Genomic DNA, 22,996 nt, shown 5'->3' on the forward strand with positions numbered 1-22,996 from the left:
CCCGAGGAGTCGCCGTCTTGGCACCTGCTGACGCCCCCCGGACGCGCCGCACTTTTGCGCGTCTTTCCAAGGCCCTTGAAGTCCCCAACCTCATCGATATCCAGAAGAGATCGTTCGCCTGGCTGACTGACGCGGAGACCGGTGGTCTGCGCGAGACGATCGACGACATCTCGCCGATCGAGGACTACACCGGCAACCTCGCCGTCCAGTTCGGCGAGTTCACCTTCGACGAGCCGGTCGCCTCGCTCGACGAGTGCCGCGAGAAGGACCTCACCTACGCCCGGCCGCTCACGGTCACGGTCGCCTTCGTCAACCGCGAGACCGGCGAGATCCGCGAGCAGTCCGTCTTCATGGGCGACTTCCCTTGGATGACGGAGCGCGGCACGTTCATCATCAACGGCACCGAGCGCGTCGTCGTGACGCAGCTGGTCCGTTCCCCGGGCGCCTACCTGATGGAGGCCAAGGATCGCGAGAAGCAGGTCTTCATCGCGAACCTGATGCCGGCTCGCGGCTCGTGGCTCGAGCTCGAGATCGACAAGAAGGGCAAGGTCTACGTCCGCATCGACCGCAAGCGCAAGCTGCCGGTCACCGTCCTGCTGCGGGCGATGGGCTACTCGGGCGACGACGAGATCCTCAACCTGTTCGAGGACTCGCTCTACATCCGCAACACGATCGAGAGCGACACCGAGGTCACCAAGACTGAGGAAGGCGCCCTCATCGAGCTGTTCAAGAAGCAGCGTCCGGGCGAGCCGCCGTCGGTCGACGCCGCCAGAGCGCTTCTGCACCAGCTCTTCTTCGACCCCAAGCGCTACGACCTCACGCGCGTCGGTCGCTACAAGCTGAACTCGCGCCTGCGCCTCGACATCGACCTCGAGACGCGCACGCTGACGCACGACGACATCATCGCGCTCATCAAGGAGCTCGTCTCGCTGCCGCGGATCCTCGGCATGCCCGAGCAGCCCGAGGTCGAGATCAGAGACTACGCCGCCGAGGCCGTCTCCTACCCGCGCGAGGCCGTCGCCGACCACCTCGACGAGTACGAGCACTTCGGCAACCGCCGTCTGCGCACCGTCGGCGAGCTGATCCAGGAGGCCTTCCGAATCGGCCTCTACCGGATGGAGCGCGTCGTGCGCGAGCGCCTCACGACCGAGGACGCCGACACGATCACGCCGCAGACGATCGTCAACATCCGCCCGGTCGTCGCGGCGCTGAAGGAGTTCTTCGGCTCCTCGCAGCTGTCGCAGTTCATGGACCAGAACAACTCGCTCTCGGGCCTGACGCACCGCCGCCGCCTGTCGGCGCTCGGCGCCGGCGGCCTGACGCGCGAGCGCGCCCCGATCGAGGTGCGCGACGTCCACCCGACCCATTACGGCCGCATGTGCCCGATCGAGACCCCCGAGGGCCCGAACATCGGCCTGATCGGCTCGCTCTCCTCCTACGCGCAGATCTCCGAGCACGGCTTCGTCACGACGCCGTACCTCGTCGTCAAGGACGGCAAGGTCACCGAGGAGATCGTCCACCTCGACGCGACCCAGGAGGAGGAGGCGAAGATCGCCCAGGCGAACACGCCGCTGGGCGACGACGGCTCCCTCATCGGCGACGACATCGTCTGCCGTACGCAGGCCGGCTCGTACGTGAGAGTCTCGGCCGCCGAGGTCGACCTGATGGACGTCTCGCCGGAGCAGATCTGGTCGGTCGCGACCGCGATGATCCCGTTCCTCGAGCACGACGACGCCAACCGCGCGCTGATGGGCTCGAACATGCAGCGCCAGGCGGTCCCGCTGCTGAAGACCGACGCCCCGCTCGTCGGCACCGGCATGGAGTACCGCGCGGCCGTCGACTCCGGTGACGTCGTGCTCGCCAAGCGCGCGGGCACGATCGCCTACATCGACGCCGACCAGATCGTCATCGAGACCGAGGACGGCGCCAAGGACGAGTACGTCCTGCAGAAGTTCATGCGCTCCAACCAGGGCACGCTCATCCATCACAAGCCGCTCGTCAGAAACGGGCAGCAGGTGGTCGAGGGCACGGTCCTGGCGGACGGCTCCTCGACCGACCAGGGGGAGATGGCGCTCGGCAAGAACCTGCGCGTCGCCTTCATGTCCTGGGAGGGCTACAACTTCGAGGACGCGATCATCCTCAGCAAGCGCCTCGTGAAGGACGACGAGCTCACCTCGATCCACATCGAGGAGTACGAGATCGACGCCCGCACGACGAAGCTCGGCGACGAGGAGATCACGCGCGACATCCCGAACCGCTCCGAGGAGTCGCTGCGCAACCTCGACGACCGCGGCATCGTCCGCATCGGCGCCGAGGTCGGCTCGGGCGACCTGCTCGTCGGCAAGGTCACGCCGAAGGGCGAGACCGAGCTGACGGCCGAGGAGAAGCTGATCCGCGCGATCTTCAAGGAGAAGGCGCGTGAGGTCCGCGACACCTCGCTGAAGGTGCCGCACGGCGAGGGCGGCGTCGTGATCGACGTCAAGACCTTCTCGCGCGACGCCGGCGACGACCTGCCGCCGGGCGTCAACGACCTCGTGCGCGTCTTCGTCGCGAAGAAGCGCAAGATCTCCGAGGGCGACAAGCTCGCCGGCCGCCACGGCAACAAGGGCGTCATCTCGAAGATCGTCGACGAGCAGGACATGCCGTTCCTCGAGGACGGCTCGCCGGTCGACGTCATCCTCAACCCGCTCGGCGTCCCCTCGCGCATGAACATCGGCCAGATCCTCGAGACCCACCTCGGGTGGGCCGCAGCCGAGGGCTGGTACGACGACGGCAGCGACGCGTACAAGATCGCCCACGGCAGAGGCGACGAGCGTCCGCGCGTCTACGTCTCGACGCCGGTCTTCGACGGCGCGACCGTCGCCGACGTCGACAACGCGCTGCTGCAGTGGCAGAACGAGCACACCGGCCGGATCAGAATGAAGACCGCGCCGAACGACCGCGAGGGCATCCGCGCCTCGGGCAAGTTCACGCTCTTCAACGGGCGCACGGGCGAGCCGTTCGAGACGCAGGTGACGGTCGGCTACATGTACATCCTGAAGCTGCACCACCTCGTCGACGACAAGATCCACGCTCGCTCGACCGGCCCCTACTCGCTCGTCACCCAGCAGCCGCTGGGCGGCAAGGCGCAGTTCGGCGGTCAGCGCTTCGGCGAGATGGAGGTGTGGGCGCTGGAGGCGTATGGCGCCGCGTACACGCTCCAGGAGATGCTCACGATCAAGTCCGACGACACCGTCGGGCGCGTCAAGGCCTACGAGGCGATCGTGAAGGGCGAGAACATCGCCGAGCCGAGCATCCCGGAGTCGTTCAAGGTGCTCCTGAAGGAGATGCAGTCGCTGGCGCTCGACGTCAACGTCGTCTCCGAAGAGGGCACTCGCGCTGAGATGCGCGAGGAGGACGACGACCTCCTGCGTGCCGCCGAGGAGCTGGGCATCGACCTCTCCGGCGTGCGCGCGACCGACGGCCAGGCGGCCGACGAGGCGACCGAGGGCGAAGACGCCACCGACGCGGGCGAGCCGTCCGCGGAGGCCGCGCCCGAGGAGAACCTCGCCGCCGTCGATTCGACTGAGGACGACGCATGATCGACATCAACAACTTCGACGCCATCGAGATCGGCCTCGCCTCCTCGAAGCAGATTCGCTCGTGGAGCTCGGGTGAGGTCACGAAGCCGGAGACCATCAACTACCGCACGCTGAAGCCGGAGAAGGACGGCCTCTTCTGCGAGCGCATCTTCGGTCCGACGAAGGACTGGGAGTGCTACTGCGGCAAGTACAAGCGCGTCCGCTACAAGGGCATCGTCTGCGAGCGCTGCGGCGTCGAGGTGACGCGGTCGAAGGTGCGCCGTGAGCGCATGGGCCACATCGACCTCGCCGCGCCGGTCTCGCACATCTGGTTCTTCAAGGGCGTCCCGTCGCGGATCGGCTACCTGCTCGACATGGCTCCCAAGGAGCTCGAGAAGGTCCTCTACTTCGCGGCCTCGATCGTCACGTGGATCGACGACGAGGCGCGCGAGCGCGACCTCGACAGCCTGCAGGACCAGGTCAACACCGTGCTCGACTCGTACGCGGCCGAGAAGGAGGAGCGGCTGCTCGAGCTGAGAGAGTCGCTCGAGCGCCGTGTCGAGTTCCTCGAGAGCGGCAGACAGTCGAACCAGTTCAACGACGAAGACGAGATGTGGGCGGAGTCGCTCGACATCAACGTCGCGAGACTGTCCGACGAGGAGCGCGAGAAGCTCCTCAGAGACCTGCGCAGAACGTTCACGGCCGACATGGACGACACCGAGGCCTACATCGAGGACGCGGCCGAGCGCATGCGTCAGGTGTGGGACCTGTTCCAGTCGATGAAGCCGAAGGACGTCGTCAACGACGAGACGCTCTTCCGCGAGCTGAAGGACCGCTTCGGCAGCCCGTTCGGCTTCGGCGAGTACTTCCGCGGCGGCATGGGCGCGGAGTCGGTCCGCGACCTGCTCGAGCAGGTCGACCTGGAGGACGAGAGAGCCGAGCTGCAGGAGCTGGTGAAGACGGCGAAGGGCCAGAAGCAGAGCCGTTCGGTCAAGCGCCTGAAGGTCGTCTCGGCCTTCATCCAGTCCGGCAACCGCCCGGAGATGATGATCCTCGAGGCCGTCCCGGTGATCCCGCCGGAGCTGCGCCCGATGGTCCAGCTCGACGGCGGCCGCTTCGCGACCTCGGACCTGAACGACCTCTACCGCCGCGTCATCAACCGCAACAACCGCCTCAAGCGGCTGCTCGACCTCGGCGCGCCGGAGATCATCGTCAACAACGAGAAGCGCATGCTGCAGGAGGCCGTCGACGCGCTGTTCGACAACGGCCGCCGCGGCCGGCCCGTGACGGGTCCGGGCAACCGCCCGCTGAAGTCGCTCTCGGACATGCTCAAGGGCAAGCAGGGCCGCTTCCGCCAGAACCTGCTCGGCAAGCGCGTCGACTACTCCGGCCGTTCGGTGATCGTGTCGGGCCCGTCGCTGAGACTGCACCAGTGCGGTCTGCCGAAGCTGATGGCGCTCGAGCTGTTCAAGCCGTTCATCATGGCGCGGCTGGTCGAGCGCAAGGCGGCGCAGAACATCAAGGCGGCCAAGAAGATGGTCGACTCGATGATCCCGGAGGTCTGGGACGTGCTCGAGGAGGTCATCCACGAGCACCCGGTCCTGCTCAACCGCGCGCCCACGCTCCACCGCCTCGGCATCCAGGCGTTCGAGCCGCAGCTCGTCGAGGGCAAGGCGATCCAGGTCCACCCGCTCGTCTGCTCGGCCTTCAACGCCGACTTCGACGGCGACCAGATGGCCGTCCACCTGCCGCTCTCCGCGGAGGCGCAGGCGGAGGCGCGCATCCTGATGCTGTCGGCCAACAACATCCTGTCCCCCGCGCACGGCGCGCCGCTGGCGACGCCGACGCAGGACATGATCCTCGGCGCGTACTACCTCACGTACGGCCCCGAGGTCGACGAGCTGTCGAAGATCGACCCGGCGAGACATCAGCCGCGCCCGCACGTGTACCGCACCGCCCAGGAGGCGGAGTGGTCCTACGAGCACGGCGTGACGAGACTGCACGACGTCGCCGAGTACCGGCCTGCCGGCCGTGACGGCGGTCACATCCTCACGACCGTCGGCCGCATCATCTACAACGACAAGATCGAGCGCGCGATCCGGGCGACGCTGGGCGAGGACTACGATCCCTCCAGCTACGAGTTCGTCAACCGCTCGATGAAGAAGCGCGACACGACGCAGTTCGTCGACGACCTCGTGCAGGCGTACGGCGCCGCGACGATCTCGCAGGTGCTCGACGCGTTCAAGGACCTCGGCTTCCGCTACGCGACGCAGGCCGGCATCACGGTCTCCAAGAACGACGTCGTGATCCCGCCGGACAAGCCGGAGATCCTCGCCAAGTACGAGGGTCACGTCGCCGAGATCCAGGACCAGTACGACATGGGCCTGATCACGGAGGAGGAGCGCAAGGACGCCGTCGTCGAGCAGTGGACGGCTGCGACCGAAGAGGTCGCGGACGCGATGGAGCAGCACTTCAACGAGCTGAACCCCATCTTCATGATGGCCAACTCCGGCGCCCGTGGCTCCTTCAAGCAGATCCGCCAGCTGGCGGGCATGCGCGGCCTGATGGCCAACCCGAAGGGCGAGATCATCGAGCGTCCCGTGAAGGCCAACTTCATGGAGGGGCTCGACGTGATCGAGTACTTCACCTCGACCCACGGCGCCCGCAAGGGTCTCGCCGACACCGCTCTCCGTACGGCCGACTCCGGCTACCTGACGCGCCGTCTCGTCGACGTCGCCCAGGACGTGATCATCCGCGAGGAGGATTGCGGCACCGAGGAGTACGTCGAGCTGAACCTGTACAAGGACGGCGGCGAGCCCAACGACAACCTCGTCGGCCGTGTCGCGGCGAAGGACCTCGGCCCCAAGAGAGGCGTCGTCGCGGTCGCCAGAGGCATCGAGATGAGCCGCGCGGACTTCGCGGCGCTGCTCGAGGCCTACGGCGAGGACAACGTCAAGATCCCGGTCCGCTCGGTGCTGAAGTGCGAGGCGCTGACGGGCGTGTGCCAGGCCTGCTACGGCCGCTCGATGGCGACCGGCAACACGGCGCAGATCGGTGACGCGGTCGGCATCGTCGCCGCGCAGTCGATCGGCGAGCCGGGCACGCAGCTGACGATGCGCACGTTCCACACCGGCGGCGTCGCCGGCGCGGACATCACGCACGGCCTCCCGCGTGTCGTGGAGCTGTTCGAGGCGCGCAAGCCGAAGGGCCTGGCGAAGATCGCCGAGGTCGGCGGCGTCGTCGACATCGAGGAGACGGACAAGGCGCTGACGGTCGTCATCACCGACGACGGCGGCGACGAGCACCGTCACACCTTCCCGCGGCGCACGCGCCTGTTCGTCGAGAAGGGCGAGAAGGTCGATCCGGGCCGTCAGCTCAACGAGGGGTCGCTGTACCCGCACGAGCTGCTCGCGATCCGCGGCCGCACCGAGACCGAGCTGTACCTCGTCAAGGAGGTGCAGGAGGTCTACAAGTCGCAGGGCGTGGACATCAACGACAAGCACATCGAGCTGATCGTGCGTCAGATGCTGAAGAAGGTCCGTGTCGACCAGAAGGGCGACACCGACCTGCTTCCCGGCGTCTTCGTCGACCGGCACGACTACGCGAGAATAAATCAGGCCGTGATGGACGCCGGCGGCGAGCCCGCGCAGGCGGAGGAGATCATCCTCGGCATCACGAAGGCGTCGCTCAACACCGACTCCTTCCTCTCGGCCGCCTCCTTCCAGGAGACGACGAAGGTCCTGACCGATGCGGCGCTCGAGGGCAAGATCGATCGCCTCAACGGTCTCAAGGAGAACGTCATCATCGGCAAGCTGATCCCGGCCGCGACGGGCCTGAAGCGCTACCGTCGCATCGAGATCGAGCCGGCCGAGCCGCTCCCCCGCGGCATGGACGACGTCGGCCTGCTCGACCACGACGAGCTGGCCGCCGAGCTGGGCCTCACCGACGGCGAGGCGCTGCAGGGCTTCGGCCCCTCCGGCATCGAGGCCGACCTCGCCGACCTCGAGGAGATCGGCAACGGCGGCGGCTCGCACGGCTTCGCCGAGGAGCTGGCCGAGCTCGACGTCCCCGAGGACAGAAGCTAGGCACCACTGCACGGATCCGGCGTCCCCGCTCTCGCAAGGCCGGGGACACGGAGCCACCCGCACCGAACGGCCGCCCTCCGGGGCGGCCGTTCGCGTTTAAGGCAGCGCGGCCGCCCAGCGCGTCAGCATGGCGACGTGCGCGTCGAGCAGCCCGTCAGCGGGCGCGGTCGTGACGAGCAGCGTCGCGCTCCCGGCGCGTCGGCGCGCGGCGGCCCAGGCGCGGCACTCGTCGTCGTGCGCGTCGTCGATCCATGCGAGCGCGCGATCGCCTGCGTGGGCTGCGATCTCGTCCAGCTTCCAATGAGCGTGGGCGCGCCCGGGATGGCGCGCGAACGTGAGATGCGGGTATGAACGGCCGAGCGCCAACGCGTGTGGAAGGTGCTCGTCGGCTTTTTCCTCCCATCCGGTGCACCAGACGATCTCGAACCGTTCTGACAGCGCGCGGAGGTGTTCTCCGGCGCCGCTCGAAAGGTAGTGAGGGATCCCGTCGACCAGGTGAAAACGCCCTGGCGGCGGGGAATCAGGTGCGAAGCCGAAGAGCGAGATGACGCCGTCGACGTCGACGAACAGGAGTGGCGGGGTTTGCTCCATCTGGAGAAGGTCCGTGAGAAAAGGCTTAGCTAAAGCGCTGTTTACTTTTGCTCTGTAGCCTGGTCTCATCTCGAGAGAGAGGCTCAAGAGACGGCCTCGCGATGTCGAACCTACATCGTGAGGAAGATCCCCTGACCATCGAAGCACCGGCCGTGGCACGACGGCCTCATTTCGATTTATGACGATTTATCTTGGCATCCTGCTTGCGCTGATCTGCGCGTTCACGACGAACCTCGCGTTCCTCTACAAGCACCGCGGCGCGGTCGCGGCTCCGGCCGTCCATGTCCGCCACCCGTTCAGATCGGCGCGCGGCCTGTTCAGCTCGCCCTGGTTCGCGCTCGGCATGGGCGTCGCCGTCTGCGCGTGGATCTTCCACGTCGCGGCACTGGCGGTCGCGCCGATGTCGGTCGTGCAGACGGTGCTCGCCGGCGGTGTCGTGATGCTGGCCGTGATGGCGGAGCGGATCTTCGGCTTCTCGGTCGGGCCGCGCCAGTGGATCGGCCTCGGCTGCACCGCGCTCGGCCTCGTGCTGCTCGGCATCACGCTGCCGGTCGTGCACGACCCCAACTCGCAGTTCTCGCTGCCCGGCATGATCGCCTTCGAGGCCGGCCTCGTCGGCATCGGCGCGCTGCTCGTGATGGGCAAGCGGATAGGCGCCCCGGACCATCACCACGGCGTGATGCTGGCGGCCGCCGCGGGCCTCCTGTTCGGCGTCTCCGACGTCGCGCTGAAGGCGCTCACCGGCCTCGTCGCCGACGACGGCCTGCTGGCGCTGCTGACGACGCCCTGGACGGGCGTCGCGATCCTCGCCTCGATCGCCGCCTTCTACGCCTCCGCGAAGGCGCTGCAGGAGGGTGACGCCGTGCCGGTCATCGCCTTCACCGGCACGGCCGCCAACGTCGCCGGGATCGCCGGCGGCATCATCGTCTTCGGCGACCCGCTGCCCGGCGACGTGCTCGGCATCGTCGCCCAGGCGACCGCCTTCCTGCTCGTGATCGTCGCCGCCGCGCTGACGCCCGCGCCCGTGCGCGCCGCGCAGCCGGCCGCCGCCTGAGCAGCGCTCCTCCGCCAGCGCGGCGCGCCGTCCGGGCGCGCCGCTCGTCAGAACACCCGTCCGCGGAGTACCTTTGTACTCAGAGGCGTAACGGGCTATCCGTTCTGGAGGGTGATGTAGCGATGGCGACGACAGAGACGGCGACGGTCGAGGCACTCCAGGAGCAGGCCAAGCGCCACCTCTGGATGCACTTCACGCGGATGGGCGACTACCACCGCGGCGAGCAGATCCCGATCATCGTCAGAGGCGAGGGCGTCTACGTCTGGGACGCCAGCGGCAAGCGCTACTTCGACGGCCTCTCGGCGCTCTTCTGCTCCAACCTCGGCCACGGCCGCGCCGACATCGCGCAGGCCGGCGCCGACCAGGCGAAGGAGCTCGACTTCTACTCGACCTGGTCCTACGCCCACCCGCGCGCGATCGAGCTGGCGACGCGGATCGCCGCGCTCGCCCCCGGCGACCTCAACCGCATCTTCTTCACCAGCGGCGGCGGCGAGGCGGTCGAGTCGGCGCTGAAGCTCGCGCGCCAGTACCACAAGCTGACGGGCAATCCGCAGAAGACGAAGGTGATCGCGCGCGAGGTCGCCTACCACGGGACGCCGATGGGCGCCCTCTCGGCGACCGGCATCACGCCCTTCCGCGTGCCGTTCGAGCCGCTCACGCCGGGCGGCTGCCACGTCCCCAACACGAACGTCTACCGCCTGCCCGACCACGTCCCGGTCGAGACGCTCGCGGAGGCGGTGCGCGAGCGGATCCTGTTCGAGGGGCCGGAGACGGTCGCCGCCGTGATCATGGAGCCGGTCCAGAACGCCGGCGGCACCTTCACGCCGCCCGACGGCTACTTCCAGCGGATCCGCGAGATCTGCGACGAGTTCGGCGTGCTGATGATCTCCGACGAGGTGATCTGCGCCTGGGGCCGCCTCGGCGAGTGGTTCGGCGCGCAGCGCTACGACTACCTGCCCGATGTCATCACGACCGCCAAGGGGATCACCGGCGCGATCGCGCCGATGGGGGCGATGATCGTCTCCGACCGCATCGCCGCGCCGTTCATGGAGGGCGAGGAGATGTTCCTGCACGGCTTCACCTTCGCCGGCCATCCGGTCGCCTCCGCGATCGCGCTCGCGACGCTCGACGCCTACGAGCAGGAGGGCGTGATCGACAACGTGCGCGCCAACGAGGGCGCGCTGCGGGGGATGCTGGAGTCGCTGCGAGACATCCCGATCGTCGGCGACGTGCGCGGCGCCGGCTACTTCCAGTCGCTGGAGCTGGTCAAGGACCGCGACACGAAGGAGACGTTCGACGACGACGAGGCCGAGACGCTGCTGCGCGGCTACATCTCCGGCGAGCTGTACGAGCGCGGCTTGATCTGCCGCGCCGACGACCGCGGCGACCCGGTCATCCAGCTGTCGCCGCCGCTGATCTCGACGCCGGACCACTTCGCCGAGATCGAGGCCGTGCTGCGGCCGGTGCTCGAAGGCGCGACCAGCCGCATGCGGCTCGGCTGAGCGAGGGACCGCCGACCGTGCTGACCGTCCGCGAGCTCGTCCGCGACATCGACATCCGCCTGCTCGCCGGCGAGCAGGCGCTCGACGCCGCCGTGCGCTGGGTCCACATCACCGAGCTGGAGGATCCGACGCCGTGGCTGTCGGGCGGCGAGCTGCTGCTCACGACCGGCCTCCAGCTGGCCACGCCCGAGCGCCAGACGGAGTTCGTCAGGCGGCTCGCGGACCACGGCCTGGCGGGGCTCGGCTTCGGCATCGGGTTCGGCTTCGACACGGTCCCGGAGGCGCTCGTCGAGACCGCCCGCGAGCGCGGCCTGCCGCTGTTCGAGGTGCCCTACGACGTGCCCTTCATCGCGATCACCGAGACCGCCTTCAGCCGCCTCGTCAACGAGCAGTACGCGGTCCTGCGGCGCGCGATCGCCGCGCACGAGCGGCTCGAGCGGATCGTCCTCTCCGAGCGCGGCATCGACGCCGTCGCCGGCGCGCTGTCGACGCTCGTCGGCGGCGCCGTGATGGTCTTCGACGCGCGCGGCGGCCTGCTCGCGCAGCGCTCCTTCCGCAACGAGGTCGACGACGAGACGGTCGCGGCGCTGGAGCGCGAGCTGCGCGACCGCACGCGCGCCGGCGAGCGGCGCGGCTTCGCGCCGACGGCCGGCACGCTCGCGGGCCGCGCGCTGGCGCTGCCGGTCGGCGCCTCCGGCCCGCGCGACGGTGAGACGGCCGACGGCGGCCCGCTGCTGCAGGCGTGGCTGGTCGCCGCCAAGGACACCGGCTCGCTGTCGGAGTTCGACCGCCTCACGCTCCACCAGGCGGTCACGATCGTCGCGCTGGAGATGCTGCGCCGCCGCGTCGCCGAGGACACCGAGCGGCGGCTCGCCGGCGACGTCCTGTCGGGGATCGTGACCGGCGAGCTGAGCGGCGGCGACCTCGCGCGGCGGCTGGAGCCGTTCGGGCTCGGCACGCGGGTCGCGGTGATGGTGCTGACGCCGCCGCGCCCTGGCGCAGGCGGGATGGCGGCGGCCGAGAGCGCGCTCGCGGGCGCGCTGCGCGGCGAGGCGGCCGACGGGCTGGTGGCGGTCCACGAGGGGCTCGTCGGCGCGCTCGTGCCGGGGCTCGACGAGGAGGAGCTGTTCCCGCTCGCGCAGCGGATCGCCGATCGCACGACGCGCGCGCTCGGGCTGCCGCTGCGGCTCGGCGTCGGCCGCGCCGTCGGCGGCGGCGAGGCGCGCCGCGCCTTCCACGAGGCGCGCTGCGCGGTGGAGGCGCTGGCGCTCGCGCAGCCCAGCGGCGACGGCAACGGCGACGAGGCCGGCCCGCTCAGAACGACCGTCGCGACCTATCGCGACCTCGGCTCCTTCCAGCTGCTGCTGTCGCTGCAGGACGACGACGCGCTGCGGCTCTTCTGCGACTCGATCCTCGCCCCGATCGAGGAGAGCGAGGGCGCCTACGGCGGCGAGCTGATGCGCTCGCTGGAGGCGTTCATCGAGGAGAACGGGCAGTGGGAGCGGGCGGCGAAGCGGCTCTACTGCCACCGCCACACGCTCCGCTACCGGATCCGCCGCGTCGAGGAGCTGACCGGGCGCAGCATGGGCAGCGCGCGCGACCGGATCGAGTTTTGGCTCGCCCTCCGCGGGCGAGAACTGGTGCGCGACTAACCCGAGCCGGAGGTCCCCATGAAGGTCGGCGTCCCCACCGAGGTCAAGACGGACGAGTACCGCGTCGCGCTGACGCCGGCCGGCGCGCGCGAGCTCGCCGACGCCGGCCACGAGGTGCTGGTGCAGCACGGGGCGGGGGAGGGGTCGGCGATCGCCGACGAGGAGTACGCCGCCCAGGGCGCCAGCATCGTGCCCGACGCCGAGAGCGTCTTCACGCAGGCGGAGCTGATCGTCAAGGTGAAGGAGCCGCAGCCGCAGGAGGTCGCGCTGCTGAGACCGCACCACCTGCTGTTCACCTACCTCCACCTCGCCCCGGCGCCGGAGCTGACGCGCGGGCTGATGGCCTCGGGTGCGACCTGCATCGCCTACGAGACGGTCGAGGACGCGCGCGGCCGGCTGCCGCTGCTGGCGCCGATGAGCGAGGTCGCCGGCAAGATTGCGACCCAGGCCGGCGCCTTCATGCTGGAGAAGCCGCTCGGCGGCCGCGGGATCCTGCTCGGCGGCGTGCCCGGCGTCGCGGCCGCCAACGTGATGGTGATCGGCGGCGGCGTCGTCGGCATGCGCGCTGCGCTGATCGCGATCGGGATGGAGGCGACGGTCTTCGTCTTCGACCGCAGCATCGACCGCCTGCGCGAGCTCGACTCGGAGTTCGGCGGCCGCGCCGACACCTGCTTCGCGACGACGCTCGCGATCGAGGAGCGGCTGCCGGAGATCGACCTCGTGATCGGCGCCGTGCTCGTCCACGGCGCGAAGGCGCCGCACGTGATCACGCGCAGACAGCTGGCGCTGATGAAGCCCGGCGCGGTGCTCGTCGACGTCTCGATCGACCAGGGCGGCTGCTTCGAGACCTCCAGACCGACGACGCACACCAACCCGACCTACGAGGTCGACGGCGTCACGCACTACTGCGTCGCGAACATGCCGGGCGCGGTGCCGATCACCTCGACGCACGCGCTCACGAACGCGACGATGCCGTACGTCGTCCAGCTCGCCAACGACGGATTCGTCCGCGCTGTGCAGGACAATCCCGGCTTGAAGCCGGGTGTGAACGTCGTCGGCGGCCAGGTGACATATGCTCCGGTGGCTGAAGCCGTCGGCGTCCCGTACGTGCCCCTCGAGGAGGCACTCGCGACCCTGCATGCGGCGTAGCAGCGCTGATTCCTCCGACGCTGCTAGCATTCCGCGCCACATGCCGACTACCAGCCAACTCGTCCGCAAGGGCCGCAAGACGCCGAAGAAGAAGCTCGCCACGCCGGGCCTCAAGTCCGGCAGAGGCCGCAAGACCAAGGTCGCCGCGCCTCAGCGCCGTGGCGTCTGCACGCGTGTGTACACCACCACGCCCAAGAAGCCGAACTCGGCCCTTCGCAAGGTTGCTCGTGTCCGGCTGACCCACGGGATGGAAGTCACCGTCTACATCCCGGGTGAGGGTCACAACCTTCAGGAGCACTCCGTCGTGCTCGTCCGCGGCGGCCGCGTCAAGGACCTCCCGGGCGTCCGCTACAAGGTCGTCCGCGGCACGCTCGACGCCGCCGGCGTCAGCGACCGCAAGAAGGCCCGCTCCCAGTACGGCGTGAAGGCGAAGTAATGCCCCGTCGCGCTGCAGCCTCCATCCGCGCGGTCGAGCCGGACGCGATCCACCGTTCCCGCCTCGTCCAGCAGGTCATCAACAAGGTGATGCTGGACGGCAAGAAGTCCACCGCCGAGACGATCGTGTACGACGCGCTGGCGATCCTCGCCGAGCGCTCGGGCAGAGATCCGCTCGAGGCCCTCGAGGCCTCGATCAAGGCGCTGACCCCGTCGCTCGAGGTCCGCTCCCGCCGCGTCGGCGGCGCCACGTACCAGGTGCCGGTCGAGGTCCAGCCGCGCCGCTCGCGCACGCTGGCCGTCCGCTGGCTCGTCCTGTTCGCCCGCCAGCGTCGCGAGAAGACGATGGCCCAGCGGCTCGCCAACGAGCTGCTCGACGCCCAGTCGCAGCAGGGCGGCGCCTACAAGCGCAAGGACGACATCTACCGTATGGCGCAGGCCAACAAGGCCTTCGCGCACTACCGCTGGTAGCACGCCCGACCACATCTTCGGCATGTACGCGCCGCTGACATCAGCGGCGCGTTGTCGTTAAAGACCGCGGCCGCGCGGTCGAATCTCCTGCACAGCGCCCTGCAGAGGGGGCGAGATCCCTGGCAGGCCGGAGCCATTGGCGCTCCTTTGCTATATTCACTCGCCGCCTCCCAGAGGCGCGCGCCACTGCGCGCCTCCGCCACGGGGCACATCTACCCATGGAGACCTCGACGAGCTAACGCACGAACCCGGGACGACATTTCAGTCAGTACCGGGCCCCGCTGGGGCCATTTTTGTGCCTATCGTCGACGACCAGACCGCGAGTTAGAGACCGAGCCCATGCCACGCAAGTACGCCCTCGACAAGACCCGAAACATCGGGATCATGGCGCACATCGACGCCGGCAAGACCACCACGACCGAGCGCATCCTGTTCTACACGGGCCGCACCCACAAGCTCGGCGAGGTGCATGAGGGCGCCGCGACCATGGACTGGATGGAGCAGGAGCAGGAGCGTGGCATCACGATCACCTCCGCCGCCACCGCCTGCGAGTGGAACAGCCACCGCATCAACATCATCGACACGCCCGGCCACGTCGACTTCACGGTCGAGGTCGAGCGCTCGCTGCGCGTGCTCGACGGCGCGGTCGCCGTCTTCGACTCGGTCGCCGGCGTCGAGCCGCAGTCCGAGAACGTCTGGCGCCAGGCCGACAAGTACCACGTGCCGCGCATCGCCTACATCAACAAGATGGACCGCATCGGCGCGGACTTCGAGCGCGGCGTGCAGACGATGATCGACCGCCTCGGCGCCCACCCGGTCCCGATCCAGCTGCCGATCGGCGCGGAGTCGGACCTCAAGGGCATCATCGACCTCGTCGAGAACCACGCGATCATCTACAAGGACGACCTCGGCAAGGACCAGGAGATCACCGCGATCCCGGACCATCTCGCCGACGCCTCCGCGATCGCCCGCGAGCACCTGCTCGAGGAGCTCTCCAAGGACGACGACGCGCTCGTCGAGCTGATCCTCGAAGAGGCCGAGATCCCGGTCGACGTGATCAAGGCCGCGATCCGCAAGGCGACGCTCAACCTGTCGCTGACGCCGGTCCTCTGCGGCTCGTCGTTCAAGAACAAGGGCGTGCAGCCGCTGCTCGACGCGATCGTCGACTACCTGCCGTCGCCGCTGGACGTCCCGCCGGTCGAGGGCGTCGAGCCGGTCCGCGGCGAGGACGAGGGCCGCGCCGCGACGCGCGAGGCCTCCGACGACGCGCCCTTCTCGGCGCTCGCCTTCAAGATCGCCGCCGATCCCTACGTCGGCAAGCTGACCTACTTCCGCGTCTACTCGGGCACGCTCGAGGCGGGCTCGAAGATCCTCAACGTCTCGACCGGCCGCTCCGAGCGGATCGGCCGCATCCTCGAGATGCACGCCAATGAGCGCGTCGACCTGACGGACGTCTCCGCCGGCGACATCGCCGCGGCCGTCGGCATCAAGCAGGTCACCACCGGTGACACGCTCGCCGCCGTCGACAGACCGATCAAGCTCGAGATGATCGACTTCCCGGAGCCGGTCATCAAGGTCGCGATCGAGCCGAAGACGAAGGTCGACCAGGAGAAGATGGGCGTCGCCCTCGGCCGCCTGGCCGAGGAGGACCCGACCTTCCAGGTCCGCACCAACGAGGAGACCGGGCAGACCGAGATCTCCGGCATGGGCGAGCTGCACCTCGAGGTGCTCGTCGACCGCATGCTGCGCGAGTACAAGGTCGAGGCCAACGTCGGCCGCCCGCAGGTCTCCTACCGCGAGACGGTGCGCGGCACGGCCCAGAGAATCGAAGGCCGCTTCGTGCGCCAGACCGGTGGCTCGGGCCAGTACGGCATCGTCTACGTCGACATCGAGCCGAACCCCGGCGAGGGCTTCGAGTTCGTCAACAGAATCAAGGGTGGCTCGATCCCGTCGGAGTTCATTCCGGCGGTCGAGAGAGGCGTCGAGGAGGCACTCGACACCGGCGTCAAGGCCGGCTACCCGATGGTTGACATCAAGATCACGCTCGTCGACGGCAAGTACCACGACACGGACTCCTCGGAGATCGCGTTCAAGGTCGCCGGCTCGCTCGCGATGAAGGAGGCTGCGAAGCGCGCCAAGCCGGTGCTGCTCGAGCCGATCTTCGCCGTCGAGGTCGTCACGCCCGAGGAGTTCATGGGCGACGTGATCGGCGACCTCAACCGTCGCCGCGGCCGGGTCGAGGGCATGGAGCCGCGCGGCAACGCGCAGGTCGTGACCGCCAGAGTCCCGCTGTCGGAGATGTTCGGCTACGCGACCGACGTCCGCTCCAACACGCAGGGCCGCGCGACGTACACGATGGTCTTCGACAGATACGAAGAGGTTCCGTCGCACATCGCGGAGAAGGTCGTCGAGGCTCGTTCCGGGGGCGAACAGGCCGCCTAGCAGGGAAATTCCGCCTCGCGTCGGACCAGCCGGCGCGAAACGCGGAACTGAGATAGATTTCCGAGGTTCGCCCATCTAGGCGACCGCACACCGATTTCCAAGGAGCAACCCAAAGTGGCGAAGGAGAAGTTCGAGCGCGATAAGCCGCACGTCAACGTCGGCACCATCGGTCACATCGACCATGGCAAGACGACGCTGACTGCTGCCATCACGACGGTGCTCGCTGAGAAGATGGGCGGCGAGGCCCGCAGCTTCGCGGAGATCGACAACGCTCCGGAGGAGAAGGAGCGCGGGATCACCATCGCCACGTCGCACGTCGAGTACCAGACGGAGAACCGTCACTACGCGCACGTCGACTGCCCCGGGCACGCCGACTACGTCAAGAACATGATCACGGGTGCCGCGCAGATGGACGGCGCGATCCTGGTCGTGTCGGCTGCTGACGGCCCGATGCCGCAGACCCGTGAGCACATCCTGCTCGCGCGTCAGGTCGGCGTGCCGTACATCGTCGTCTTCCTCAACAAGGCCGACATGGTCGACGATGAGGAGCTGCTCGAGCTCGTCGAGGTCGAGGTCCGTGACCTTCTCAGCGAGTACGACTTCCCGGGCGACGACATCCCGTTCATCACGGGTTCGGCCCTGAAGGCGCTCGAGGGCGACGAGCAGTACAAGGAAAAGATCATCGAGCTCGCGGCTGCGCTCGACTCCTACATCCCGGAGCCGGAGCGTCAGCTCGACAAGCCGTTCCTGATGCCGGTCGAGGACGTCTTCTCGATCACCGGCCGCGGCACCGTCGCGACCGGCCGCATCGAGCAGGGCATCATCAACACCGGTGACACGGTCGAGATCGTCGGCATCAAGGACACGACCAACACGGTCGTCACCGGTGTCGAGATGTTCCGCAAGATCCTCGACGAGGGTCGCGCGGGCGACAACGTCGGCTGCCTCCTCCGCGGCACCAAGCGCGAGGACATCGAGCGCGGTCAGGTCCTCTGCAAGCCGGGCTCGATCACGCCGCACACGAAGTTCAAGGCCGAGGTCTACATCCTCAAGAAGGAGGAGGGCGGCCGTCACACGCCGTTCTTCACCGGCTACCGCCCGCAGTTCTACTTCCGCACGACGGATGTGACGGGCGTCTCGAACCTCCCCGAGGGCGTCGAGATGGTCATGCCGGGCGACAACATCCAGATGGACATCGAGCTGATCCAGCCGATCGCCATGGATGCCGGTCTGCGGTTCGCCATCCGCGAGGGTGGCCGCACCGTCGGCTCGGGCGTCGTGACCGAGGTCATCCAGTAGCACCAGTCTCACTGCGGCGGGACGCTCGCGTCCCGCCGTTTGCACGCTGACGTCGAGAGATACGACAAAGCAGGCGGGTCCCAATGACCCTGGGACTCGCCTTCAGCGCGCAAGAGACCAATCGTAAGAACACAGCAAGTACCGGACGGAACGAAACCAAAGGCACACGTGGCAACTCTGGCCCAGAACAAGATCCGCATTCGCCTCAAGTCCTACGATCACTCAGCGATCGAGACGGCGGCGAAGGAGATCGTCGAGACGGCGACTCGTACCGGCGCGACCGTGTCCGGGCCCGTGCCGCTGCCGACGGAGAAGAACGTCTACTGCGTGATCCGCTCCCCCTTCAAGGACAAGGATTCGCGCGAGCACTTCGAGATCCGCACGCACAAGCGGCTCATCGACATCCATCAGCCGACGCCCAAGACGGTCGACTCGCTCCAGCGGCTCGATCACCTGCCCGCCGGCGTCGACATCGAGATCAGGCTGGCCAGCTGACATGCCGGCGATCCTCGCGAAGAAGCTTGGGATGACCCAGCGCTTCCTGGAAGACGGCCGCGTCGAGCGCGTCACCGTCCTGGAAGCCGGGCCGTGCCCCGTCACCGCAGTCCGCACGTTCGAGCGCGACGGCTACGAAGCCGTGCAGCTCGCGTTCGGCGCCTGCCGTGAGAAGCAGCTGACGAAGGCCGAGCTCGGCCACCTGAAGAAGGCCGACGCCCCCGCGCACCGCCACCTGGTGGAGTTCCGCGACGAGGCCGCCGAGCTGACGGTCGGCGAGACCGTCACGGTCGACACCTTCGAGACGGGCCAGACGGTAAGAATCGCCGGCACCTCGAAGGGCAAGGGCTTCCAGGGCACGATCAAGCGCCACAACTTCAGACGCGGCCCGAAGTCCCACGGCTCGCACAACGTGCGTGCCCCCGGTTCGATCGGTGCGTCCGCCTGGCCCGCCCGCGTGATGAAGGGCATCCGCGGCCCCGGCCAGATGGGCAACAAGCGCGTCACTCAGAAGGGTCTCGAGATCGTCGAGATCATCAGCAAGGACAATCTGATGCTCGTCCGCGGGTCCGTTCCGGGTCCGAAGGGCGGCACGGTGGAGGTGCGCACCGATGCCTAGCGCTCCCAAGCTCGGCGGCGGTGACGTGGTCCTCGACGACCTCGCGTTCACCGCGAAGTTCAACGGCCCGCTCGTTCACGAGACGGTGCGCTCGGAGCTGAACGCGCTCCGTCAGGGCACCGCCGCGACGAAGACGCGCGGCCTGGTTCGAGGCGGCGGCGCCAAGCCGTGGCGTCAGAAGGGCACCGGTCGCGCTCGCGCCGGCTCTTCGCGCTCGCCGGTGTGGAAGGGCGGCGGCACGGTCTTCGGCCCGTCCCCGCGCCACTACACGTTCAAGGTCAACCGCAAGGCGCGTCGCGCCGCGCTGCGCAGCGCGCTGTCGGTCCACGTCGACCGCGGCTCGCTCGCCGTCTTCGACGCCGCCAGCTTCGACGCGCCGTCGACGAAGACCGCGGTGAGACTGCTGACGGAGTGGGCTCAGCCCAACCCGACGCTGGTGCTGCTCGACGCTGACGAGGCGAACGCGGGGCTGTCGTTCCGCAACCTCGAGCGCGTGCTCGTGCTGCCGGTCGAGGACGCCGGCGTCGCCGACGTCATCGGCGCCGCGTCGCTGCTCGTGTCGGAGTCCGCGCTGGCCCAGATCACCGCGCGCGCCACGGGCGCCGCGCAGGAGGAGGCGGCGTAGTCATGGACGCGAGCCAGGTCATCATCCGTCCCGTCGTCTCGGAGAAGAGCTTCGTGCTCGCCGAGATCGGCAAGTACACCTTCCGCGTCCATCCGGACGCGCACAAGACGCAGATCCGCCAGGCCGTCGAGGATCTCTTCGACGTGAGAGTGCAGGAAGTGCGCACGATCGCGGTCAGAAGCAAGCCGAAGCGGCGCGGGTACACCTCCGGGCGCACCCGTGCGTGGAAGAAGGCCATCGTGCAGGTTGGCGAGGGCGACACGATTCCGATCTTCCAGGGCCTGGAGGGGGCTGAGTAATGGGCATTCGCAAGCCGAAGCCGACGAGCCCCGGCCGTCGTTTCGTCACGTATCCGGACTTCGCGGAGATCACCCGCAGCAAGCCGGAGAAGTCGCTCGTCGAGGGCCTGACGAAGTCGGGCGGCCGTAACTCCTACGGCCGCAAGACCTCGCGCCATCGCGGCGGCGGCGCCAAGCGCCTCTACCGCCGGATCGACTTCAAGCGCCTGAAGGACGGCGTGCCGGCCAAGGTCGCGCAGATCGAGTACGACCCGAACCGTTCGGCGTACATCGCGCTGCTCCACTACATGGACGGCGAGAAGCGCTACATCCTCGCGCCGGCCAGACTTGCCGTCGGTGCGACCGTGGTCAGCGGCCCGGAGGCCGAGATCCGCATCGGCAACTGCCTGCCGATCGAGCGGATCCCCGCCGGTACCGTCATCCACAACGTCGAGCTGACGCCCGGCCGCGGTGGGCAGATCGCCCGCTCCGCCGGCAACTCGGTGCAGCTGCTCGCGAAGGACGGCGAGATGGCGACACTGCGTCTGCCCTCGGGCGAGATGCGGATGGTCCGCGCCGAGTGCCGCGCGACGGTCGGCGTGATCGGCAATGCCGATCACCAGAACGTCAAGATCGGCAAGGCCGGCCGCAAGCGCCACCTCGGCGTGCGGCCGCAGACGCGTGGTACGGCCATGAACCCGGTCGACCACCCGCACGGCGGTGGTGAGGGCTCGACGACCCCCGGTCGTCACCCCGTGACCCCGTGGGGCGTGCCGACGCTCGGCTACCGCACGCGTAAGAAGGGCAAGGCTTCCGACCGCTACATCGTCCGTGGGCGCCGCCGCGGCAAGAAGCGCTAGAGGGTGACCAGATGAGCCGCTCGAGCAAGAAGGGCCCGTTCGTCGAGGAGCGCCTGATGGCGCGCATCGAGAGCATGAACGAGGCCAACACGAAGCAGATGATCAAGACCTGGTCGCGATCCTCGACGATCTTCCCGGAGATGGTCGGACACACGATCGCGGTCCACGACGGCCGTAGACACATCCCGGTCTTCGTCAACGAGTCCATGGTGGGCCACAAGCTCGGCGAGTTCGCGCCGACGCGGCTCTACCGTGGCCACACCCAGACCGGCAAGCGCCGCTAGAGATTCCATGGCTGACGAGAACGACAGAACAGAGACTCCCGAGCCGAGTACGCCGGAGACCGAGGCCACCGAGACGGGGGCCCCTGAGTCCGGGGAGACGGAGCCCACCGCGGCGGAGACGCCCGCGGAGGAGCCCGTCGCTGCGGCTGACGAGCCCGCCGAGGCCGAGGCCAGAGCAGCGCCGAGAGGGAGAAGAGCGGCGAGAAGAGCGGCGAGAGCCGACGCTGCCGCCGACGAGGAGAAGACGCCGAGAGCGTCGAGAAGAGCGGCCGCCAGAGCGGCTCCCGCGAAGGCCTCCAAGGCCGACGCCGGCGAGCGCCCGGTCGTGCGCGCACATGCGAAGTACGTGCGCTCCTCCGCCCGCAAGGCCCGCCTCGTCTGCGACCACATCCGTGGCAGATCGGTCGAGGAGGCTCGCGCCATCCTCGCCTTCACGCCGCGCGCAGTCGCGAAGGACTGGAGCAAGCTGCTCGAGTCGGCCGTGGCGAACGCCGAGCACAACCATGAGCTCGACGGCGACGACCTCGTCATCAAGGCGGCCCACGCCGACGAGGGCCCGACGCTGAAGCGGTTCCGCCCGCGCGCCATGGGTCGCGCGACGCCGATTCGCAAGCGCACCAGTCACCTCACGATCCTGCTCACGCCGAAGGAGTAACTGCGCTATGGGGCAGAAAGTCCATCCCGAGTCGCTCCGCGTGGGTTACATCCACGACTGGAAGTCGAACTGGTTCAACGAGAAGCAGTTCAGCGACTACCTCGTGGAAGACATCGCGATCCGCGACCACATCATCGGCCGGCTGTCGCACGCCGGTCTGTCCGACATCACGATTCGCAAGAACGCGAACGAGGTCGAGGTCAACATCAACACCGCGCGTCCCGGCATCGTGATCGGCAAGTCCGGTTCCGAGGTCGACGCGCTGCGCCGTGACCTGCATCGCATCACCAACAAGCAGGTCAAGGTCAACATCCTGGAGATCAAGCGCCCGGAGCTCGACGCGCGCCTCGTCGCGCAGTCGATCGCCGAGCAGCTGCAGAACCGCGTCGCCTTCCGGCGCGCCATGAAGCGTGCGCTCACCAGCGCCATGCGCTCGGGCGCGAAGGGCGTCAAGGTCCAGGTCGGCGGTCGCCTCGGCGGCGCCGAGATGGCCCGTACGGAGAGCTACTCCGACGGCCGCGTCCCGCTGCACACGCTGCGCGCCGACATCGACTACGGCTTCCACGAGGCCAGAACGACGTTCGGCCGCATCGGCGTGAAGTGCTGGATCAACAAGGGCGAGATCATGCCCGACGGCTACACCGGCGCCGATCTGACGCAGATGGACGACCCGGGTCCGGCCGCTCCCGACCGCAACCGACGCGACGGCCGTGACGGCCGTGGGCGCGGGCGCGGCGGTCGCGGCGGCCAGGGCGGCGGTCCCGGCGGCGGTGGCGGCGGCGAGGGCGGTCGTGGCCGTGGTCGCGGCGGCCGTGGCCGTGGCGGCCAGGGCGGCGGTCCCGGTGGCACCGGTGGCGGCGGCGGTGGCCGTGGCGGCTTCGGTGGCGGCGGTGGCGGCGGGCGCGGTCCCGGCGGCGGTGGCGGCGGGCGTGGGCCCGGC

General features: G+C 68.8%; 19 protein-coding genes. 18 read left to right on the top strand and 1 reads right to left on the bottom strand.

Annotation, left to right across the window (positions count from 1 at the left end; translation table 11 throughout):
• Nucleotides 1–17 precede the first annotated feature (17 nt).
• Together Q7L73_RS16745 and Q7L73_RS16750 are read left to right on the top strand one after the other, a co-directional pair.
• Nucleotides 18–3,581 carry a DNA-directed RNA polymerase subunit beta gene (locus Q7L73_RS16745; protein WP_304691040.1) on the top strand — a complete coding sequence of 1,188 codons (3,564 nt, stop codon included), beginning with the start codon at nucleotides 18–20 and terminating at the stop codon, nucleotides 3,579–3,581.
• The gene (locus tag Q7L73_RS16750) at nucleotides 3,578–7,645 is read left to right on the top strand and encodes a DNA-directed RNA polymerase subunit beta' (RefSeq protein WP_304691041.1); all 4,068 of its coding nucleotides are present in this window, start codon (nucleotides 3,578–3,580) and stop codon (nucleotides 7,643–7,645) included. Before Q7L73_RS16745 ends, Q7L73_RS16750 begins: the two co-directional genes overlap by 4 nt.
• Nucleotides 7,646–7,741: 96 nt before the next feature.
• Here Q7L73_RS16750 and Q7L73_RS16755 read toward each other — a convergent pair whose 3' ends face one another.
• Nucleotides 7,742–8,236 carry an HAD domain-containing protein gene (locus tag Q7L73_RS16755; RefSeq protein ID WP_304691042.1) on the bottom strand — a complete coding sequence of 165 codons (495 nt, stop codon included), beginning with the start codon at nucleotides 8,234–8,236 and terminating at the stop codon, nucleotides 7,742–7,744.
• Between the two features lie 178 nt (nucleotides 8,237–8,414).
• Here Q7L73_RS16755 and Q7L73_RS16760 point away from each other — a divergent pair, with 178 nt between their 5' ends.
• The 16 genes from Q7L73_RS16760 to rpsC form a co-directional block, all read left to right on the top strand.
• Nucleotides 8,415–9,290, top strand: a complete 876-nt coding sequence (locus Q7L73_RS16760; RefSeq protein WP_304691043.1) for a hypothetical protein — start codon at nucleotides 8,415–8,417, stop codon at nucleotides 9,288–9,290.
• 122 nt (nucleotides 9,291–9,412) lie between these two features.
• Nucleotides 9,413–10,792: an aspartate aminotransferase family protein gene (locus tag Q7L73_RS16765; RefSeq protein WP_304691044.1), complete on the top strand. Its 1,380-nt coding sequence runs from the start codon at nucleotides 9,413–9,415 to the stop codon at nucleotides 10,790–10,792.
• 17 nt (nucleotides 10,793–10,809) lie between these two features.
• Nucleotides 10,810–12,444: a PucR family transcriptional regulator gene (locus Q7L73_RS16770; RefSeq protein ID WP_304691045.1), complete on the top strand. Its 1,635-nt coding sequence runs from the start codon at nucleotides 10,810–10,812 to the stop codon at nucleotides 12,442–12,444.
• A gap of 18 nt (nucleotides 12,445–12,462) precedes the next feature.
• A complete protein-coding gene (gene ald / locus Q7L73_RS16775; RefSeq protein ID WP_304691046.1) occupies nucleotides 12,463–13,593 on the top strand; it encodes an alanine dehydrogenase in 1,131 nt (376 codons plus the stop codon).
• Nucleotides 13,594–13,633: 40 nt separating this feature from the next.
• A complete protein-coding gene (rpsL, locus tag Q7L73_RS16780) occupies nucleotides 13,634–14,029 on the top strand; it encodes a 30S ribosomal protein S12 (protein WP_012932815.1) in 396 nt (131 codons plus the stop codon).
• Nucleotides 14,029–14,499: a 30S ribosomal protein S7 gene (gene rpsG / locus Q7L73_RS16785; protein WP_304691047.1), complete on the top strand. Its 471-nt coding sequence runs from the start codon at nucleotides 14,029–14,031 to the stop codon at nucleotides 14,497–14,499. The genes rpsL and rpsG overlap by 1 nt, the downstream gene beginning before the upstream one ends.
• 339 nt (nucleotides 14,500–14,838) lie before the next feature.
• A complete protein-coding gene (gene fusA, locus Q7L73_RS16790) occupies nucleotides 14,839–16,941 on the top strand; it encodes an elongation factor G (RefSeq protein WP_304691048.1) in 2,103 nt (700 codons plus the stop codon).
• A 114-nt stretch (nucleotides 16,942–17,055) separates the two neighbouring features.
• Nucleotides 17,056–18,240, top strand: coding sequence for an elongation factor Tu (gene tuf, locus Q7L73_RS16795; RefSeq protein ID WP_304691049.1), 1,185 nt, complete (start codon nucleotides 17,056–17,058; stop codon nucleotides 18,238–18,240).
• 177 nt (nucleotides 18,241–18,417) lie between these two features.
• On the top strand, nucleotides 18,418–18,735 hold the full coding sequence (gene rpsJ, locus Q7L73_RS16800; protein ID WP_041731781.1) for a 30S ribosomal protein S10: 318 nt from the start codon (nucleotides 18,418–18,420) through the stop codon (nucleotides 18,733–18,735).
• 1 nt (nucleotide 18,736) lies between these two features.
• On the top strand, nucleotides 18,737–19,354 hold the full coding sequence (gene rplC, locus Q7L73_RS16805; RefSeq protein WP_304691050.1) for a 50S ribosomal protein L3: 618 nt from the start codon (nucleotides 18,737–18,739) through the stop codon (nucleotides 19,352–19,354).
• Nucleotides 19,347–19,979 carry a 50S ribosomal protein L4 gene (rplD, locus tag Q7L73_RS16810; protein WP_304691051.1) on the top strand — a complete coding sequence of 211 codons (633 nt, stop codon included), beginning with the start codon at nucleotides 19,347–19,349 and terminating at the stop codon, nucleotides 19,977–19,979. The genes rplC and rplD overlap by 8 nt, the downstream gene beginning before the upstream one ends.
• Before the next feature lie 2 nt (nucleotides 19,980–19,981).
• Entirely contained in the window at nucleotides 19,982–20,278 is a 297-nt protein-coding gene (gene rplW, locus Q7L73_RS16815) for a 50S ribosomal protein L23 (RefSeq protein ID WP_304691052.1), read from the top strand.
• Nucleotides 20,278–21,117 carry a 50S ribosomal protein L2 gene (rplB, locus tag Q7L73_RS16820; protein ID WP_304691053.1) on the top strand — a complete coding sequence of 280 codons (840 nt, stop codon included), beginning with the start codon at nucleotides 20,278–20,280 and terminating at the stop codon, nucleotides 21,115–21,117. Before rplW ends, rplB begins: the two co-directional genes overlap by 1 nt.
• Nucleotides 21,118–21,128: 11 nt before the next feature.
• A complete protein-coding gene (gene rpsS, locus Q7L73_RS16825) occupies nucleotides 21,129–21,401 on the top strand; it encodes a 30S ribosomal protein S19 (protein ID WP_304691054.1) in 273 nt (90 codons plus the stop codon).
• Between the two features lie 325 nt (nucleotides 21,402–21,726).
• Nucleotides 21,727–22,056 (top strand): 50S ribosomal protein L22, encoded by a 330-nt coding sequence (gene rplV / locus Q7L73_RS16830; RefSeq protein WP_304691056.1) that lies wholly within the window; start codon nucleotides 21,727–21,729, stop codon nucleotides 22,054–22,056.
• Nucleotides 22,057–22,063: 7 nt separating this feature from the next.
• The coding region (gene rpsC / locus Q7L73_RS16835) for a 30S ribosomal protein S3 (RefSeq protein ID WP_370552651.1) at nucleotides 22,064–22,996 on the top strand (933 nt) is incomplete at its 3' end.

Origin of the sequence: Conexibacter sp. CPCC 205762 (assembly GCF_030646155.1) — a bacterium.
Taxonomy (GTDB): Bacteria; Actinomycetota; Thermoleophilia; order Solirubrobacterales; family Solirubrobacteraceae; genus Conexibacter.

Coding starts and splice junctions, on each gene's coding strand:
- Q7L73_RS16755 (WP_304691042.1), bottom strand. CDS start 8,236: ATGGAGCAAACCCCGCCACTCCTGTTCGTCGACGTCGACGGCGTCATC.
- Q7L73_RS16760 (WP_304691043.1), top strand. CDS start 8,415: ATGACGATTTATCTTGGCATCCTGCTTGCGCTGATCTGCGCGTTCACG.
- rpsS (WP_304691054.1), top strand. CDS start 21,129: ATGAGCCGCTCGAGCAAGAAGGGCCCGTTCGTCGAGGAGCGCCTGATG.
- Q7L73_RS16750 (WP_304691041.1), top strand. CDS start 3,578: ATGATCGACATCAACAACTTCGACGCCATCGAGATCGGCCTCGCCTCC.
- rplD (WP_304691051.1), top strand. CDS start 19,347: ATGCCTAGCGCTCCCAAGCTCGGCGGCGGTGACGTGGTCCTCGACGAC.
- rpsL (WP_012932815.1), top strand. CDS start 13,634: ATGCCGACTACCAGCCAACTCGTCCGCAAGGGCCGCAAGACGCCGAAG.
- rpsG (WP_304691047.1), top strand. CDS start 14,029: ATGCCCCGTCGCGCTGCAGCCTCCATCCGCGCGGTCGAGCCGGACGCG.
- rplC (WP_304691050.1), top strand. CDS start 18,737: ATGCCGGCGATCCTCGCGAAGAAGCTTGGGATGACCCAGCGCTTCCTG.
- rplW (WP_304691052.1), top strand. CDS start 19,982: ATGGACGCGAGCCAGGTCATCATCCGTCCCGTCGTCTCGGAGAAGAGC.
- ald (WP_304691046.1), top strand. CDS start 12,463: ATGAAGGTCGGCGTCCCCACCGAGGTCAAGACGGACGAGTACCGCGTC.
- rplB (WP_304691053.1), top strand. CDS start 20,278: ATGGGCATTCGCAAGCCGAAGCCGACGAGCCCCGGCCGTCGTTTCGTC.
- Q7L73_RS16765 (WP_304691044.1), top strand. CDS start 9,413: ATGGCGACGACAGAGACGGCGACGGTCGAGGCACTCCAGGAGCAGGCC.
- fusA (WP_304691048.1), top strand. CDS start 14,839: ATGCCACGCAAGTACGCCCTCGACAAGACCCGAAACATCGGGATCATG.